Here is a 16,131-nt window from a genome sequence, read left to right on the forward strand (position 1 = left end):
GCTGGCCAACGCCCCAGGGATGTGTTGGCGCCGACGCACCGGAGGTTTTCGGTGGGCTCGGCGCCTTTTTTCATGGATGGGCGAGCACGGCGGTCTGCCGGGTTTTGCCTTCCCAGGCTGCCAGGGCGATCAGCACCAGGCAGGCGTAGGCACTGGTGATCACTGCAGGCCATCCGGGGACCCAGGGACTGGCGCCCAGCAGGGCCAGCAGGGCGACCGCATGGGACGCAGGCAGGCGTCCGAGCACCGACCACTTGAACAGCCCCACCCCCAGGATGTAGAGCCCGAAGCCGCCGAGCACACACACGGCCGTGCGCAGCGGCGTGAGGCCCATCGGATGCGCGAGCACGAATTCATCCCCGGCCGCGTTGACGATGATGCCGGCCACGATGGGCAGATGCAGATAGGTGTAGCTCAGCCGCGCCAGACGACCCGGGTCCTGGCTGCCGGCGATGCGGGCGGTCGCCAGGTCATTGGTGGTGTCGAAGTACAGCCACCAGAGGGCCAGGCTGCCGGCAAAGGCGACCAGGAAGGCCAGCGCCGCATCCACGGTGAGGTCCTGCGCTGAAAAGGTTGCCCCCGTCACCAGCAGCGACTCCCCCAGCGCAATGATGACGAACAGGGCGCAGCGCTCCGCCAGGTGACCGCCGGACACCACCCAGTCGGTGGAGGCGGACCGCCCCAGCCCCGGCACGCCGAATCCCATCGATGGGCCGACATATTCCAGCGAAAGCGCCGCGATCCAGCATGGCAGCCGCCACTCCGGTTGCAATGCGCCACAGGCCCACAGCATGCCGCTGCTGACCAGCCACACGAGGATGCGCTGGAAGTTGCGCACCAGCACCCGGTCGTGCCCCCGCGCAGCCCACAGGAAGAACAGCGTACGTCCGACCTGGATGCCGACATATCCACCGGCGAACATCGGCGCGCGTGCATCAAACGCTTCCGGAATCGCGCCCGACATCAGCAGCCCGAGCAGCATGAAAACAAACAAGCAGGCCCGCACCGGCAGGGTGTCCGGATCCAGCCAGTTGGTGACCCAGGAGGTGAACACCCAGACCCACCACACCGCCAGCATCAGAAAAAGCGTCTGCAGCACCCCCGCCAGCGAGAAATGTCCGATCAGCCGGTGGGACAGCTGGGTGACGGCAAAAACGAACACCAGATCAAAGAACAGCTCGGTAAAGCTGACCTTGGCGTGCCCCTGAGGGTCGGGCGCGCGCAGCAGGGAGGGGCGGCGGTGTCGGACGTCAGCATGCATCTGCGGCACTGTAGGCAGGCTGGCCGTGGCGCGCGTCTGCCATTAGGGCGATGTGCCGGGCGATGTGCCGGGGCGGGGCGTCCTCACGACGCAGGATCTTCATCTCTCTGCTGCACCGCCGCACAAGGATAATCAGCGCCGCTTCACCCCGTGGGCCCCGCCTATGGGCCGCGACCCTCAACGCTTGACCCCGACCGCCCGCATGCCGACCGTCGCCGCTCCCGCCCCGCGTTCCCGACTGAGTCGCGGCGTGGGCTGGCTGATGTTGTCGCTGGCCGCGATGGCAGTGCTGTCCGGCTTGCTGGCCTGGCGGGCGCAGGCGACGCTGGGCCACCTGCAGCGGTCGGAGCGCATCGGCCGCACCCTGCCGCAACTGCACCGGGTGATGGAAGACCTGCTCAATGCCGAAACCGGCCTGCGCGGTTATCTGCTCACCCAGAAGGGCAGCGCTTTGCAACCCTATCGCGAGGCGATGAGCGGCCTGGAGCAGCGCCTGGACGACCTGGCACAGCGCAGCCCGGACCCGATGCACGGGCCCCGCCTGGCCCGTGTCCGGGAGCTGGCGCTGATCAAGCTGCGGGAGATGGCGCAGATCCTGCAGCTGCACGACACCGGCCAGCACGACGAAGCGCTGGAGCGGGCCATGGGCAACCCCGGGCAGATGGACGAATTGCGGGACCTGCTGGGAGAGCTGCGGGCCGACCTCGCCGCCGAGCAGGCCTCGATCAACAACCGATTGCAGCGCGATGCCACCCAGGCGGAATTCCTGCTGCTGGGTGGGCTGGGCACGCTCACCCTCTTCACCGCCATCGCGGTGACGCAGGTGATCACGCGCACCCGGTCGGCGGAGCGTTCACAGCAGCGCCTGCGGGACATCGCCGATCATGTGCCGGCCCTGATCGGACACTTCGACCGGCAGGGGCGGCTGCTGTTTGCCAATGCGGAAGCCGGACGGGTCTTCGGCTTTCAGCCGGAAGCTGCTGTGGGGCGGCCGATCGCCGAGCTGCACACGCCAGAAGGTGCCGATGCCATGCAGCCGCAGATGGATCGCGTGCTGGCCGGTGAGACGGTGGAATTCGACGCCCGGGTGAGGGTGGACGGCCAATGGCGCCACTTCCACCAGTGTCTGGTGCCGGACCGCCTGGCGGGTCTGACGCGGGGTTTTTACGCCGTCTCGATGGACATCAGCGACCGTCGGCGGGACGAAGTGCGTGTGGCACAGAGCGAAAAGCGCCTCAAGGCGGTGACCGACAACCTGCCGATCGTGCTGGCTTACGTCGATGCGGATCAGCGCCTGCGGTATGCCAATGAGACGGTGCGCTCGCTGCTGGACATCGATCTGGCGGATGCGCTCGGCCGGACGCTGGAAGACCTGATGACGCCGGAGATGTACGAGCAGCGCCGGGTGCATCTGGCGCTGGGGCTGCAGGGCGAGCGGGTGGAACTGGAGACGTCGTCGATGCATCTGGGACGCCGGCGGCACTTCCGCAGCATCTACGTGCCGGACACCGGCGCCGATGGGGCGGTGGCGGGTCTGTTCATCCTCTCCATCGACATCACGCCGATGAAGCAGGCGGAGGCGCAACTGGCGCAGTGGGCCAGTTCGGACGCCCTGACGGGGCTGCCCAACCGCCGGGAACTGGACCAGGCGCTGGACCAGGCGCTGCTGCGTCAGCGCCGTCAGGCCCGCGACGGCCGCGCCATGGCGGTGCTGTTCATGGACGTCGACCACTTCAAGACGATCAACGACACCTATGGCCACGCCGTGGGGGACGAGGTGCTGCGCGCCTTTGCGCAGTGCCTGCGCCACACGGTGCGCGCCAGCGACCGGGTGGCCCGCCTGGCTGGCGACGAGTTCGTCGCGGTGCTGGAGGGGCTCAACAGTCCCGAGGAAGCGGAGGGTGTGGCGGCCAAGATCATCGAAGCCGTGTCCAGCCAGCCGCTGGGCGGCCTGTCGGTGACGGTGAGCGTCGGCGTGGCCACGCTGGAAGACGCCGAGATGTCCGCTCGTGATCTGATGGTGATGGCGGACCGGGCCCTCTACCAGGCCAAACGGGCGGGCCGCAATGGCTTCGCCGTGCTGCACGGCCCGGGCATGGACAGCCGGCGCTGAGCCGATCTCCGGGGGGGGCTTTCGCGACCCCTGCGAACGGTGGGCTGCCCGGGAGGGCGGGCGATATGGGGGCGGCACCCCTGCAATTTCAAGATCTTGAAGAACCGCTGGGGCGTCCAAAACTTGGATGCATGGCGGTCGCTTCCGGCCGCCAGCCCCACAGCCCGACCGATCGGATCCCGAGCGGTTTTTACGCCCATCAGGAGGCCCCATGTACCAACGTCTGTTCGCCCGTGACCTGTTCAACGACCTCGAGCGCCTGCAGCGCGAGGTCAGCCAGGCTTTTGATGTCTCTTCCAGCATTCGCGGCCAGGGCCGCGGCGGTTATCCGGCGCTGAATGTCGGCCTGTCGCCCGAAGCGGTGGAGGTCTATGCCTTCGCCCCGGGCCTGGACCCCGCCAGCATCAGCGTCGATCTGGATCGCGGCGTGCTCAGCCTCTCCGGCGAGCGGGCCTCGCAGACGGTGGCCAAGGCGGAAGGCCCCAGCGCCGAACGCGCCATCGTCCATCAGAGCGAACGCTTCAGCGGCAATTTCCGCCGGGTGGTGAGCCTGCCGGATGACATCGATCCGGATCAGGTGCAGGCCAGCTACCGCGACGGCGTGCTGCGCGTCAGCATCAAGCGCCGTGCGGCCGTCCAGCCCCGTCGCATCGATATCCATTAAGCAACGCCCCCTGCGTGACGCACGTCATTGCGTGACTCACGCGATTGAGCGAACCGTCTCCACCGTCTACCGAAGAGCATTCATCATGAACACCCAAGCCGTTCAAGCCTCGACTTCCGCGAACCCTGCCGTGTCGGGCCAGATGCCCGCCGCCCTGATGGAAGGGGCCGCGTCCACCGCCGTCCCGACCACGGCCCCCGTGAACGCCACGCCCGCGAGCGGAACTGCGCCGGCCTCGGCCAGCAGCACCGCAGCGCGTCCCCGTGCCTCCACCAGCCGTCAGCGTGACGATCTGGCCCTGGTGCCGCCGGTGGACGTGATCGAAGATGCACAGGGCATCACCCTCTACGCCGACCTGCCTGGCGTGCCGCGTGACCTGCTGAATCTGCGGGTGGATGGTGATCAACTGATCATCGAAGCCGAGATGCGCCTGGACATGCCCGAAGGCCTGCGCGCCGGTCATGCGGAAGTGACCCGCCAGCACTACCGCCGCGTGTTCACCCTGAGCAAGGAACTGGATGCGGAGCAGATCCGCGCCGAGCTGACGCAGGGGGTGTTGCAGGTGCGCCTGCCCAAGGCCGCGCATGCGCAGCCGCGCAAGATCCAGGTGGCGCTGGGCTGACCCTGCCAGCAGATAGGCTCGGATCCGCGTGATTCGCGGACTGAGCGCTGCTGCGGGCGCAGCCCCTGACGCTGCTGCTGCTGCGGGGTGCGGATCACTCGCCGCTGAGGCTGTTCTGCACCGACTCCTGAGACGGATCCGCTCCCATCGCGACCAGCGCCGCTTCGGCGGCCTGGCCGGCGCGGGCGGCATCGTCCATGCTGACCTGCAGGCGCCGGCGCATCCAGGGCCGGATGTCTTCCATCGGACCGACGTCCGGCAGCAGGCTCCAGTCCTGCAGCAGCTGCAGCGTATGCGGCACCGGCTCCAGCCCTTCCAGCGCGCGCTGCAGGCGCTGTGCATGGGGCGGCAGTTCCGCCAGTGCTTCCGGCCCCAGCTCGGCGGCGCGGCGCATCAGCGTCTGACGCATCATCGACAGGTGGGCCATCAGGCGGTAGCCGTGGTCCAGCACCGTGCTGAGTTCCTGCAGCGGCGGGCGTACCCGGCGAGGTTCCGCCGCGCTGCGCTGCAAGGCGGCCGAGAGCGCCGCCAGGGCGTCATAGGCCTGCCGCCGGGCGAGTCGCTGACTCAGTGCGCCGGCCGGCGTCAGCTCGGCGGTCATCGCCTGCTTCACATACAGCTGCAGCGCACTGCGCGCGCGCTTGAGCGAGCGTGGCAGATGGCGTCGCTCCCAGGCCGGCAGCACATAGCTGAAGGCCCAGGCCAGGGCGGCGCCCAGCACCGTGTCGGCCAGGCGTTCCACCACCGCCACGCCGTGGGTCGGATCGGCCAGATGGGCCTGCAACAGCGCCATCACGGTCGCCGCCACGGCGGTGATCAGATAACGACGGGTGGCAAAGGCATGGGCCACGCCCACCGCCACCTGCAGCACCACGATCCACAGGATCAGGTTGTGCACCTGGGACAGCAGCAGGATCACGCCGCATCCGATGGCCGTGCCCAGCACCCGCATGTTGCGGCGGGCCAGGGTCTGGTCCAGCGTGCCGCGCAGCACCACCGCCACCGACAGGACCAGCCAGTGCGGGTGGGACGCCCAGGGCAGGGCCAGCGCGATGTAATAGGCGCTGGAGAGCGCCAGCAGGCTGCGCAGGGCATGCCGCAGCACCGGGGAATCCAGCCGCCACTGGGCCTTCAGCAGTCCGATGGGCCAGCCTTCCGGCGTGAGGAACTGGCTCAGCTGCACCTGGTCCAGCGGCAGCGACGGCAGTTCCTGCGAGCGGTCCAGCGCCTTGCCGATGGCCAGCACTTCGCCGTCCAGGTGGGTCAGCCGGTCCTGCAGCAGGGCCTGAAGACGGGCGCGCGGATCCTGGGCGGAGACGGACGGCCAGGCCACCGGCGCAAGCACCAGGGCCTGCGGCGAAGTTTCATTGAGCAGTGCCAGGCGGCAGGTCTCCAGCGCCTGGGTGAGCGAGGCCAGGCGCTGCACCAGGGAGTGGCGCAGTTGCTGGCCGATCGGGTCTTCGCCGATCAGTTCCAGATCCAGCCGGCTGGCCAGCATCAGGTCGCGCAGCTCGATCAGGTGCAGCAGCACGGCCACGCTGCGCGGGTCGTCCTCGACATGCGGGAAGACCTGATCGCGGGCCGTCTGCAGCACTTCGGCCAGTTGGGCCTCATTGCCCAGCCAGTCGCGCATCGCATGTGCGGCACCGCCGCTGCCCAGCAGCTCGGCGCGGGCGCGCAGCAGCTGCGCCAGCCCGCGCAGCGCATCCGCCAGCGCCAGACGGCGGAACCGCCGCTGCAGCACGAGGCCGGACACCCAGGCCCAGCCCAGGTACAGCGCGATGCCGGACGCCCCGCTGAGCACCACCACGGCCAGCGGCTGCGGTGGCCAGGCGAGTGCAAACACCATCGCCAGAATGGGCGCGAAGGACACGGCGGCGGCCCGCAGGCCCCAGCTCAGCATCAGGGCGCTGCCAAAACCGAGGGCGGCCACCAGCACGCCAATCCATCCATGATGGTTGCGCAGCAGCGCCACCGCCACCACCGCGAGCAGCGCCAGGCCGCCGCCCAGCGCCACCCGCTTGAAATTGCGGGTGAGGTTGCCCGGCAGATCGGCCAGGCTGGCGCAGATGGCACAGGCCATCGCCAGCTGGGAGGCGACGTGGGACAAATCCGGCGGTGCCAGCAGCGACACCACGATCTGCACCAGCGTCACGCCCAGCGCGACGGTCAGGCCGTTCCACCAGTGCACCGGCCAGTGGCGCCAACGGCCCAGCCCGCCCGCGGCGCCGGCAGAACCGGGGGCGCCGGACGGGCCGGAAGGGCCTGAGGGATGCGGGCCGGTGGGAGCGTTCAGCGGGTTCAAGCTTCCTTGATGCGCTGGGCCAGATGCGCCAGCGCTTCTTCCACCTGATCCACCAGCACCAGGCACAGGTCACCCGGTTGCAGCCGCTCCAGCGCCCGGTCGATGGCGTTGAATTCGCCGCGGACTTCTTCCACGTGGCGGGTGCGGCTGGCACCGGTCAGGCCCTGGCGCAGCAGCGCCAGCACTTCGCCGTCTTCACGGCCGCGCTGGCAGGCGTCCTGGAACAGGATGGCGTCGTCAAAAGCCTCGCCCAGGATCTGGGTCTGGACGCGGATGTCTTCGTCGCGGCGGTCGCCGGCGCCGGAGATCACCACCGACCGGCGCTGGGCCGGCAGGCCCTGCACCGCGGCGACCAGCGCCTTCATCGCATCGCCGTTATGGCCGTAGTCGGCAATCACGGTGGCGCCGCGGTAGTCCATGACGTTGAAGCGGCCCGGCACGCTGTCGGCGTCGCTCATGAAGCTGGCCAGACCGCGGCGGATGGTGTCCCAGTCCAGGCCCACGCCCCAGGCCGCCGCCACGGCTGCCATGGCGTTCTCCACCTGGAAGGGGATGGCCCCGGCCCGGGTGAAGGGGATGTCCCGCAGCGGGATCGATTCACGCCAGGCGCCTTCGGCGGCCACCAGGCTGTCGCCATCCACATACACGCTGCGCTTGCCCTGCGCGCGGTGGGTGGCCATCAGCGGGTGATGACGGTCGCTGGCGAAGTAGATGATCTGGCCCGGGCAGACGGCCGCCATGTTGGCGACCACCGGGTCCATCGCATTGAGCACCGCATAACCGTTGCTGGCCACGTTCTGCACGATGACGCGCTTGACCAGGGCCAGCTCTTCCACCGTGTTGAGGAAGTTCATGCCGAGGTGGTCACCCTCGCCGAGGTTGGTCACCACCGCCACCTGGCAGCGGTCAAACCCCAGGCCTTCGCGCAGGATGCCGCCGCGGGCGGTCTCGAACACCGCTGCTTCCACATCCGGATGCATCAGCACATTGCGGGCGCTCTTGGGGCCGGAGCAGTCACCGCTGTCGGTCTGGCGACCTTCCACGTAGACGCCGTCGGTGTTGGTCATGCCCACGCGCAGGCCCTGCGTCGCGAACATGTGGGCCACCAGGCGCGACGTCGTCGTCTTGCCGTTGGTGCCGGTCACCGCGACGATGGGAATGCGGCCGTCTTCACCCTTGTCGCCGCGGCTGCCGTGGCCGTAGAGGCTGGCGATGATGGCTTCACCGACATCGCGGCCCTTGCCGTAGGAGGGGCTCAGGTGCATGCGAAGGCCGGGGGCGGCGTTCACTTCAACGATGCCGCCGTTCTGCTCTTCCAGCGGACGCAGCACGCTCTCGGCCACCACGTCCACGCCGCAGACATGCAGGCCCACGACCTGGGCGGCGGCGATGGCGCGGGCGGCCACTTCCGGATGCACGTCATCGGTCACGTCGGTGGCGGTGCCGCCGGTGGACAGGTTGGCGTTGTTGCGCAGGATGACGCGCTGGCCCTTCTCGGGCACCGAGTCGGGTGTCAGGCCCTGCAGGTCCAGGCGGGCGATGGCGATGTCATCCAGGCGGATCTTGGTCAGCGAGGTCGCATGACCGTCGCCGCGGCGCGGGTCTTCGTTGACCTTGGCCACCAGTTCACGCACGGTGTGGGTGCCGTCGCCAATCACATTGGGTGGGTCGCGGCGCGCCGCGGCGACCAGTTTGTCGCCGACCACCAGCAGCCGGTAGTCGCTGCCGGGCAGGAACTTCTCGACCATCACGGTGCCGATGTCCTCGGCGGCCTTGTAGGCGATTTCCAGGTGAGCCCGCGAGGCCACGTTGACCGTCACGCCCTTGCCCTGGTTGCCGTCCAGCGGCTTGACCACGACCGGCAGGCCGATCTCCTGCGCCACGTCCCAGGCTTCATCGACGGTGCTGACCGGGGCGCCGATGGGCACCGGCACGCCGGCCGACTGCAGCAGGCGTTTGGACAGGTCCTTGTCCTGCGCAATGGATTCGGAGACGGCGCTGGTGGCGTCGACTTCCGCCGCCCAGATGCGACGCTGCTTCACGCCCCAGCCGAGCTGCACCAGGCTGCCCTGGGTCAGGCGACGGAACGGGATGCCACGCTTGCAGGCAGCGTCCACGATGGAACCGGTCGAGGGGCCGAGGCGGATGTCTTCATCCGTCTCGCGCAAGGCGCGCACCGCGGCGTCGGCCTCAAACGTGCCCCCGGTGGCGGCGGCATTGATCAGTTCCACCGCCTTGTCGAAGGCCATGCGGCCGACGTCTTCCTCGCTGTATTCCACGACCACCTGATAGGTGCCCGCTTCGGAGGTGGTGTGGGTGTGGCTGTAGGTGACCGGGCAGCCGGCCTGGGCCTGCAGCGCCAGGGCGGCCTGCTCCAGCACATGGGCCAGGGAGATCGGGGTCTTGGCGCTGCTGGCCGGCCGCAGCGGACCGACGCCGGGGAAGAGGGCGCGCAGGCGGGCCTCGAAGCCGGCCATGTCGGCGATGGTGCGTTCCGTGTCGCTGCAGTGGACCACCGCCTCGATGGCGGTATGACGGCTCCACATGTTGGGGCCACGAAGTGCGCGGGTGCGAGAGACTTCCATCTGTCGTCTTTCGGTTCGTCTGTTCTTTTAGTGGGGCAGTTCGGGCACGAAGGTATCGAGACCGGCCGCAATCAGTTCGGGAGAGATGCCCAGGGCCCAGGCGGTGGCGACTGCGGCCAGCACGGCGTCCGCCGCCACGTCCTGGCCGGCGGCCTTAAAGCGGGCGCGCAGGCTGTCCACATTGGCGCCGGAGGTTTCCGAGCTGCCCTGGGCCAGCACCGCCGCACCGCCCTGCAGGAAGACGCAGCGGCCCTCCTTGGCGCGGTGGTCCACGAGGGCGGCATTGCCGGCGTCCAGCGCATAGAAGAGCACTTCGCCATCGGACAGCGGCGCCATCTCGACCAGGCGCGGCTCGTCGGCATTGAGCACCGCGGCACCGTCGGCCAGCACCACGTCCACCTGGGTGCGCAGCACCTTGTAGAGCTGGTCTTCGGTCTGGATGTCGTGGTTGTCCAGTTCGGGCACCCGGCCCATGTCGGTGACCACGCCGACCTGGCAGCGGTCATAGGCCAGACCGTCGCTGAGGATGATGCCGGCGCTGTTTTCCACCACGATGGCATCCACAGAGCGGTTCATCAGCAGGCGGTGGCTGGCGGCCCAGTGAGCGCTGGGCTTGCGTTCCACGCGACGGGTGCCGAGGAACAGGCCGTCGCCACAGGCCAGGCCCACATGGCGGCCGTTCAGGTGCAGCAGCCACGCCACCAGGCGCGAGACTTGCGAGGTGCCCTTCGAGCCGGCCACGCCGACGATGGGGATGCGGCCGTTTTCGTCTTCGGCAAACAGGTGGTCGATGATGGCCTGACCCACCGGCTGCGGCATGCCTTCGGCCGGCTTCAGGTGCATCAGCAGGCCGGGACCGGCATTGACCTCGACGATGGCGCCGCCCGTTTCCGACAGCGGCTTGCCGATGTCGCTGGTGACCAGGTCCACGCCGGCGATGTCCAGCCCGATGGTGCGGGCCGCCAGGGAGACGGCGTGCGCGACTTCCGGATGGACCTGCGCGGTGCAGTCGATGGCCACGTTGCCGTTGCGCTGGATCAGCACCCGGCGGCCGGCTTCAGGGATGCCATCGCCGGTCAGGCCCTGGCGCTGCAGCTCCAGCAGCACCACCGCGTCTTCGCGGATGTCGATGCGGTTGAGCGGGAAATCTTCGGTCAGGCCGCGGCGCGGATCGGTGTTGATCTGCAGGTCGATCAGCTCGATGACGGTGTGGGTGCCGTCGCCGGTGATCCACGCTTCTTCTCCGCGGGCGGCGGCGACCACCTGACCACCAACGACCAGCAGCCGGTGTTCCATGCCCGGAATGTAGCTTTCAACCAACACTTCCGAGCCTTCGGCGTCGGCCAGATGGAAGGCCGCTTCCACGTCCGGCTGGCGGCGCAGGTCCAGGGTGACACCACGGCCGTGGTTGCCGTCCGACGGCTTGATCACCACCGGCAGGCCCAAATCCTGGGCCACGTCCCAGGCCTGTTCGGCCGTCTTGACCGCCTGGCCGGCGGGCACCGGCACGCCGACCGACTTGAGCAGGTCCTTCGTCAGGTCCTTGTCCCGCGCAATGCCTTCGGCAATGGCGCTGGTCATGTCCGTCTCGGCCGTCCAGATACGGCGCTGACGGCCGCCGTAGCCCAGCTGGACCAGGTTGCCGTCGTTCAGGCGGATGTGGGGAATGCGGCGGTCGGTGGCGGCGGCCACGATGGCGGCGGTAGAGGGGCCGAGGTAGCAGTCGTCCAGCTTGTCCCGGATGGCGTGTACAGCGGCGTCCACATCGAAGGGCTGGTCGTTGATGGTGGCCATCAGCAGCGCATGGCCCTGCGCCAGGGCCTCACGAGCGACCTGCTCGTCCCGGGCGCGGAAGACCATGCGGTAGACGCCGGTCTGGCTGGTGGAGCGGGTCTGGCCGAAGCCCGTGGGCATGCCCGCCAGGTTCAGCAGCTCGATGACCACATGCTCCATCACATGGCCCATCCAGGTGCCTTCGGTCAGGCGCTGCAGGAAACCGCCGCGCTCGCCGACACCGCAGTGATGTTCCACCAGGGCCGGCAGGCGCTGGGTGAGCCGCTCGGTGAAACCGGGCAGCAGGTGGGAGGGATGGTTTTCCAGGTCCCCGAGGTCCAGCCAGGTTTCCAGCACCGGGCGATAGGTCCACATGTTGGGGCCGCGCAGGTAGTTGATGCGCAGGAGCTTGATGTCGTCGTGTCGGCTCATTTGGGGGGAGACGTGGAAGGGGGGACCGGCTACCGGAAGAGGATGCAAAGCGCAATTGTGCGCTCAAGAAACCGGGGCTTCGCGGGCCGGGGTCAACCGCGGACGGTCCTGAACAGTTTCCTTGGGAGAAAATCCTGCCATACCGTTACGGTCATTTCCTCAGAACAATCACAAATGCAGCATTCACATCCTGTCGTTTCGGCCAGTCCGGCGGCGGAGGCACTTCAAGCGCGACTGCACCCTGGCGAAAACGTCCGGGCCACGCTGGAGGTTGACCTCGACACCCAATTGCGCTTTTCTTCGGGCGTGCTGCAACTCACGGATCAGCGCCTGCTGGCCGCGGAGCCCGGCGGTGCGTTCCAGGAATGGCCCCTGGCCCCGTCTCTGCGCCTGCTGCTGAGCGACCATGCCGGCGTCGGTCTGCTGGAGCTGACCGACGGCCAGGGCCGCCTGGCGCAGTGGCGCTTCACCATGCGCGCCAACCTGCAGGCCCAGCGCTTCCAGGACGCTTTCAACACCCGGGCCGAGCCGGTTCGTGCGCAGAGCGACGAACCCGAGCTGTGCCCCAGCTGCCAGGCGGTACTTCCGGAGGACAGCGAGGAATGCCCGAGCTGCGCCCGCGAGCTGCACACGCCGCCGTCCACCTGGGTGCTGCTGCGTCTGTGGCGCTTCGCCCGGCCGTATCAGGGCCAGTTGTTGCTCGGTTTCCTGCTGATGATGGGGGCGACCGGCGCCACGCTGGTGGCGCCCTACCTGACCATGCCGCTGATGGACAAGGTGCTGATCCCCTTCCAGCAGGGGCAGCAGATCGATCCGGGTCTGGTGATGCTCTACCTCAGCGGCCTCTTCGGGGCGGCGCTGGTGTCCTGGGTGCTGGGCTGGGCCAAAACCTACATCCTGGCGCTGGTGTCGGAACGAATTGCCGCCGATTTGCGCACGGCGACCTTTCAGCACCTGCTGGGCCTGTCGCTGGAATATTTCGGTTCCAAGCGCACCGGCGACCTGATGAGCCGCATCGGTTCGGAAACCGACCGAATCAGTGTGTTCCTATCGCTGCATGCGCTGGACTTCATCACCGACTGCCTGATGCTGGGCATGATCACGGTGATCCTGTTCAGCACCAATCCCTGGCTGGCGCTGGCCACCCTGGTGCCGCTGCCTTTCATCGCCTGGATGATCCATCTGGTGCGGGACCGGCTGCGGACCGGTTTCGAGAAGATCGACCGGGTGTGGGGTGAGGTCACGTCGGTGCTGGCCGACACCATTCCCGGCATCCGGGTGGTGAAGGCCTTTGCACAGGAGCGCCGGGAGGCCCAGCGCTTCAAGCAGGCCAACGACCACAACCTGGCGGTCAACGACCGGCTGAACAAGACCTGGAGCCTCTTCTCGCCGACCGTCGCGCTGCTGACCGAGATCGGCCTGCTGGTGGTGTGGGCCTTCGGCATCTACCTGATCGCCCATTCGCAGATCACCGTCGGTACCCTGACCGCCTTCCTGGCGTACATCGGACGTTTCTACGGACGGCTGGATTCGATGAGCCGCATCGTGTCGGTGACGCAGAAGGCCGCCGCCGGTGCCAAGCGCATCTTCGACATCCTGGACCATCAGTCCAACGTGCCCGAGCCCACCAACCCGGTGAAGCTGGAGCGGGTGGAAGGTGGCATCACGCTGCAGGACATCGGCTTCCGGTATGGCAACCGAACCGTCATCCGCGACCTGAACCTGGAGATCAAGCCCGGCGAGATGATCGGCCTGGTGGGCCACAGCGGCTCCGGCAAGAGCACGCTGGTCAACCTGATCTGCCGGTTCTATGACGTCACCGAGGGCGCCATCAAGGTGGATGGCGTGGACCTGCGGCGCTTCCGCCTCTCCGACTTCCGTCGCCATATCGGTCTGGTGCTGCAGGAGCCGTTCCTGTTCTTCGGCACCATTGCGGAGAACATCGCCTACGGCAAGCCGGACGCGACCCGCGAGGAAATCGTGGCCGCCGCGCGTGCCGCCCATGCGCATGAATTCATCCTGCGCCTGCCGCAAGGCTATGACTCGCTGGTGGGCGAGCGGGGCCAGGGCTTGTCGGGCGGTGAGCGCCAGCGCATCTCGATTGCGCGTGCGCTGCTGATCGATCCCCGCATCCTGATCATGGACGAAGCCACCTCGGCGGTGGATACCGAGACCGAGAAGGAAATCCAGAAGGCGCTGGACAACCTGGTGCGCGGCCGCACGACGATTGCCATCGCCCACCGGTTGTCCACGCTGCGCAAGGCGGACCGCCTGGTGGTGATGGACCGCGGCGAGATCGTGGAAGTGGGCCCGCACGACGAGTTGATCGCCAAGCAGGGCGCCTACTGGCGACTGTGGGAGGCGCAGGCGCGCCGGGTGGATCAGGAGGCGGAGGAAGGGGTGGTCGTGGTGCCGCCCAATGCCAATGCCCACACCGCCAACGCCTGAGGCCAGGAGTTTTTGATGAGCAACATTCAACATCTGGTCCGCAATGCCTTCGGCCGCCTGCAACTGGTGGACCTGCAGGGCCGCATCCATGACAACGTGACGCCGGTGCGGGCCCATCCGCTGAGCGCGCCTGACGAAGGCATTGCGCTGGTGGGGGAGGACGGGCACGAGATCGCCTGGATCGACCACCTGGATCGCCAGCCCGAGGCGGTGCGCAGCCTGCTGCAGGAGGAATTCGCCAGCCGCGAGATGATGCCGACGGTGGAGCGGGTGGTGAGCGTGTCCACGTTCTCGACGCCGAGCGAGTGGACGGTGGAGACCGACCGCGGCCCGACCAGCTTCATTCTCAAGAGCGAAGAGGACATCCGGCGACTGGGCGAAGGCCGGCTGCTGATTGCGAGCAGCCATGGCATCCATTTCCTGGTGCCGGACCGGTTTGCGATGGATCGCGGGTCGAAGAAGCTGCTGGAGCGGTTCTTGTAAGCACCCCTCCGGGTGCGGTGCACACGGCGGCAAGCCCTCACCCTTTAAGTATTTCTGCGCTACCCCCAACCGGCCCTCGCTCACCTTAGAATTGACGTGAACGTCAATGCCATGCCGTGCACGTCAGCCAATACGAGGGTTTTCCCGCGGTGGTGAGCGGCACGGGTCCGGCAGTGACCGCACGCTCGAACCATCAAAGAATCTGTCCTGCCCGGCCGCCCTCGACCGGGCAGAGGCGGTCGAGGAGACATCTGGATGAACCTGCCTGGCCTGAACTTTTTCCTTGGCGAAGACATCGAAGCCCTGCGCGACACCGTCCGCGCCTTCGCCGATGCGGAAATCGCCCCCCGCGCCGCCGAGATCGACCGCAGCGACCAGTTCCCCATGGACCTGTGGCGCAAGATGGGCGATCTCGGTGTTCTCGGCATCACCGTCCCCGAGGAATTCGGCGGCGCCGGCATGGGCTACCTGGCCCACATGGTCGCGATGGAAGAAATCAGCCGCGCCTCGGCCTCCGTGGGCCTGAGCTACGGCGCCCACAGCAACCTGTGCGTCAACCAGATCAAGCGCAACGGCACCGAGGCCCAGAAGCGCAAATACCTGCCCAAGCTCATCAGCGGTGAACATGTCGGTGCGCTGGCCATGAGCGAACCGGGCGCCGGCTCCGACGTCGTCAGCATGAAGCTGCGCGCCGATGACAAGGGCGGGTATTACGTCCTCAACGGCAACAAGATGTGGATCACCAACGGCCCCGATGCCGACACCCTGGTGGTCTACGCCAAGACTGAACCCGAACTCGGCGCCCGCGGCATGACCGCCTTCCTGATCGAGAAGGGCATGAAGGGCTTCTCCATCGCCCAGAAGCTCGACAAGCTGGGCATGCGCGGCAGCCACACCGGCGAGCTGGTGTTCAAGGACGTGGAAGTGCCGGCCGAGAACGTGCTGGGCACCGTCGGCGGTGGCACCAAGGTGCTGATGTCGGGCCTGGACTATGAGCGCGCCGTCCTGGCCGCCGGTCCCATCGGCATCATGCAGGCGGTGATGGACAACGTCATCCCTTACATCCACGACCGCAAGCAGTTCGGCCAGAGCATCGGTGAATTCCAGCTGATCCAGGGCAAGATGGCCGACATGTACACGGTGCTGCAGGCCGCACGCGCGTTCTGCTACACCGTTGGCAAGAACCTGGACGCACTCGACGGCGCCCATGTGCGCCAGGTGCGCAAGGACTGCGCCTCCGTCATCCTCTGGTGCGCCGAAAAAGCCACCTGGATGGCCGGCGAAGGCATCCAGATCTTCGGTGGCAACGGCTACATCAACGAATATCCGCTGGGCCGGCTCTGGCGTGACGCCAAGCTTTACGAAATCGGGGCGGGCACCTCCGAGATCCGGCGCATGCTGATCGGCCGCGAGCTGTTCGCCGAGACGATGTAAGGGTCGCTGCC

10 protein-coding genes are annotated in these 16,131 nt (G+C 67.8%); 6 read left to right on the forward strand and 4 right to left on the reverse strand.

Going from position 1 to position 16,131, the window contains the following annotated elements:
* Positions 1 to 70 precede the first annotated feature (70 nt).
* Positions 71 to 1,261 carry a low temperature requirement protein A gene (locus tag FHS28_RS14745; protein WP_088452321.1) on the reverse strand — a complete coding sequence of 397 codons (1,191 nt, stop codon included), beginning with the start codon at positions 1,259 to 1,261 and terminating at the stop codon, positions 71 to 73.
* 202 nt (positions 1,262 to 1,463) lie between these two features.
* Here FHS28_RS14745 and FHS28_RS14750 point away from each other — a divergent pair, with 202 nt between their 5' ends.
* The 3 genes from FHS28_RS14750 to FHS28_RS14760 all read left to right on the forward strand — a co-directional run bounded on the left by FHS28_RS14750 (position 1,464) and on the right by FHS28_RS14760 (position 4,660).
* Positions 1,464 to 3,374: a diguanylate cyclase gene (locus tag FHS28_RS14750; protein WP_184294941.1), complete on the forward strand. Its 1,911-nt coding sequence runs from the start codon at positions 1,464 to 1,466 to the stop codon at positions 3,372 to 3,374.
* A 211-nt stretch (positions 3,375 to 3,585) separates the two neighbouring features.
* Entirely contained in the window at positions 3,586 to 4,038 is a 453-nt protein-coding gene (locus FHS28_RS14755; protein WP_088451783.1) for an Hsp20/alpha crystallin family protein, read from the forward strand.
* Positions 4,039 to 4,195: 157 nt separating this feature from the next.
* Positions 4,196 to 4,660, forward strand: coding sequence for an Hsp20/alpha crystallin family protein (locus FHS28_RS14760; RefSeq protein ID WP_088452323.1), 465 nt, complete (start codon positions 4,196 to 4,198; stop codon positions 4,658 to 4,660).
* 94 nt (positions 4,661 to 4,754) lie between these two features.
* Here the strand turns inward: FHS28_RS14760 and FHS28_RS14765 are convergent, their stop codons facing one another.
* From FHS28_RS14765 to FHS28_RS14775, 3 genes are read right to left on the reverse strand one after another with little or no spacing between them, the layout of a single operon-like run.
* Complete coding sequence (locus tag FHS28_RS14765; RefSeq protein ID WP_088451785.1) at positions 4,755 to 6,965, reverse strand: FUSC family protein; 2,211 nt, start codon at positions 6,963 to 6,965, stop codon at positions 4,755 to 4,757.
* A complete protein-coding gene (gene cphA, locus FHS28_RS14770; RefSeq protein ID WP_088451787.1) occupies positions 6,962 to 9,550 on the reverse strand; it encodes a cyanophycin synthetase in 2,589 nt (862 codons plus the stop codon). Before cphA ends, FHS28_RS14765 begins: the two co-directional genes overlap by 4 nt.
* Positions 9,551 to 9,577: 27 nt before the next feature.
* Positions 9,578 to 11,755, reverse strand: a complete 2,178-nt coding sequence (locus FHS28_RS14775; RefSeq protein ID WP_088451789.1) for a cyanophycin synthetase — start codon at positions 11,753 to 11,755, stop codon at positions 9,578 to 9,580.
* 174 nt (positions 11,756 to 11,929) lie between these two features.
* On the opposite strand from FHS28_RS14775, the gene FHS28_RS14780 reads away from it, so the two are divergent.
* From FHS28_RS14780 to FHS28_RS14790, 3 genes are all read left to right on the forward strand, one after another.
* Positions 11,930 to 14,203, forward strand: coding sequence for a cyanophycin metabolism-associated ABC transporter (locus FHS28_RS14780; RefSeq protein ID WP_088451791.1), 2,274 nt, complete (start codon positions 11,930 to 11,932; stop codon positions 14,201 to 14,203).
* 15 nt (positions 14,204 to 14,218) lie between these two features.
* Positions 14,219 to 14,686 carry a cyanophycin metabolism-associated DUF1854 family protein gene (locus tag FHS28_RS14785; RefSeq protein WP_088451793.1) on the forward strand — a complete coding sequence of 156 codons (468 nt, stop codon included), beginning with the start codon at positions 14,219 to 14,221 and terminating at the stop codon, positions 14,684 to 14,686.
* A gap of 255 nt (positions 14,687 to 14,941) precedes the next feature.
* Positions 14,942 to 16,120, forward strand: a complete 1,179-nt coding sequence (locus FHS28_RS14790) for an isovaleryl-CoA dehydrogenase (protein WP_088451795.1) — start codon at positions 14,942 to 14,944, stop codon at positions 16,118 to 16,120.
* The last annotated feature ends 11 nt before the right edge of the window (positions 16,121 to 16,131 follow it).

The sequence above is a fragment of the Roseateles terrae genome, from assembly GCF_014192155.1.
Taxonomy (GTDB): Bacteria; Pseudomonadota; Gammaproteobacteria; order Burkholderiales; family Burkholderiaceae_C; genus Roseateles; species Roseateles terrae.

Coding starts and splice junctions, on each gene's coding strand:
- FHS28_RS14790 (WP_088451795.1), top strand. CDS start 14,942: ATGAACCTGCCTGGCCTGAACTTTTTCCTTGGCGAAGACATCGAAGCC.
- FHS28_RS14780 (WP_088451791.1), top strand. CDS start 11,930: ATGCAGCATTCACATCCTGTCGTTTCGGCCAGTCCGGCGGCGGAGGCA.
- FHS28_RS14750 (WP_184294941.1), top strand. CDS start 1,464: ATGCCGACCGTCGCCGCTCCCGCCCCGCGTTCCCGACTGAGTCGCGGC.
- FHS28_RS14755 (WP_088451783.1), top strand. CDS start 3,586: ATGTACCAACGTCTGTTCGCCCGTGACCTGTTCAACGACCTCGAGCGC.
- FHS28_RS14775 (WP_088451789.1), bottom strand. CDS start 11,755: ATGAGCCGACACGACGACATCAAGCTCCTGCGCATCAACTACCTGCGC.
- FHS28_RS14760 (WP_088452323.1), top strand. CDS start 4,196: ATGGAAGGGGCCGCGTCCACCGCCGTCCCGACCACGGCCCCCGTGAAC.
- FHS28_RS14745 (WP_088452321.1), bottom strand. CDS start 1,261: ATGCATGCTGACGTCCGACACCGCCGCCCCTCCCTGCTGCGCGCGCCC.
- FHS28_RS14785 (WP_088451793.1), top strand. CDS start 14,219: ATGAGCAACATTCAACATCTGGTCCGCAATGCCTTCGGCCGCCTGCAA.
- cphA (WP_088451787.1), bottom strand. CDS start 9,550: ATGGAAGTCTCTCGCACCCGCGCACTTCGTGGCCCCAACATGTGGAGC.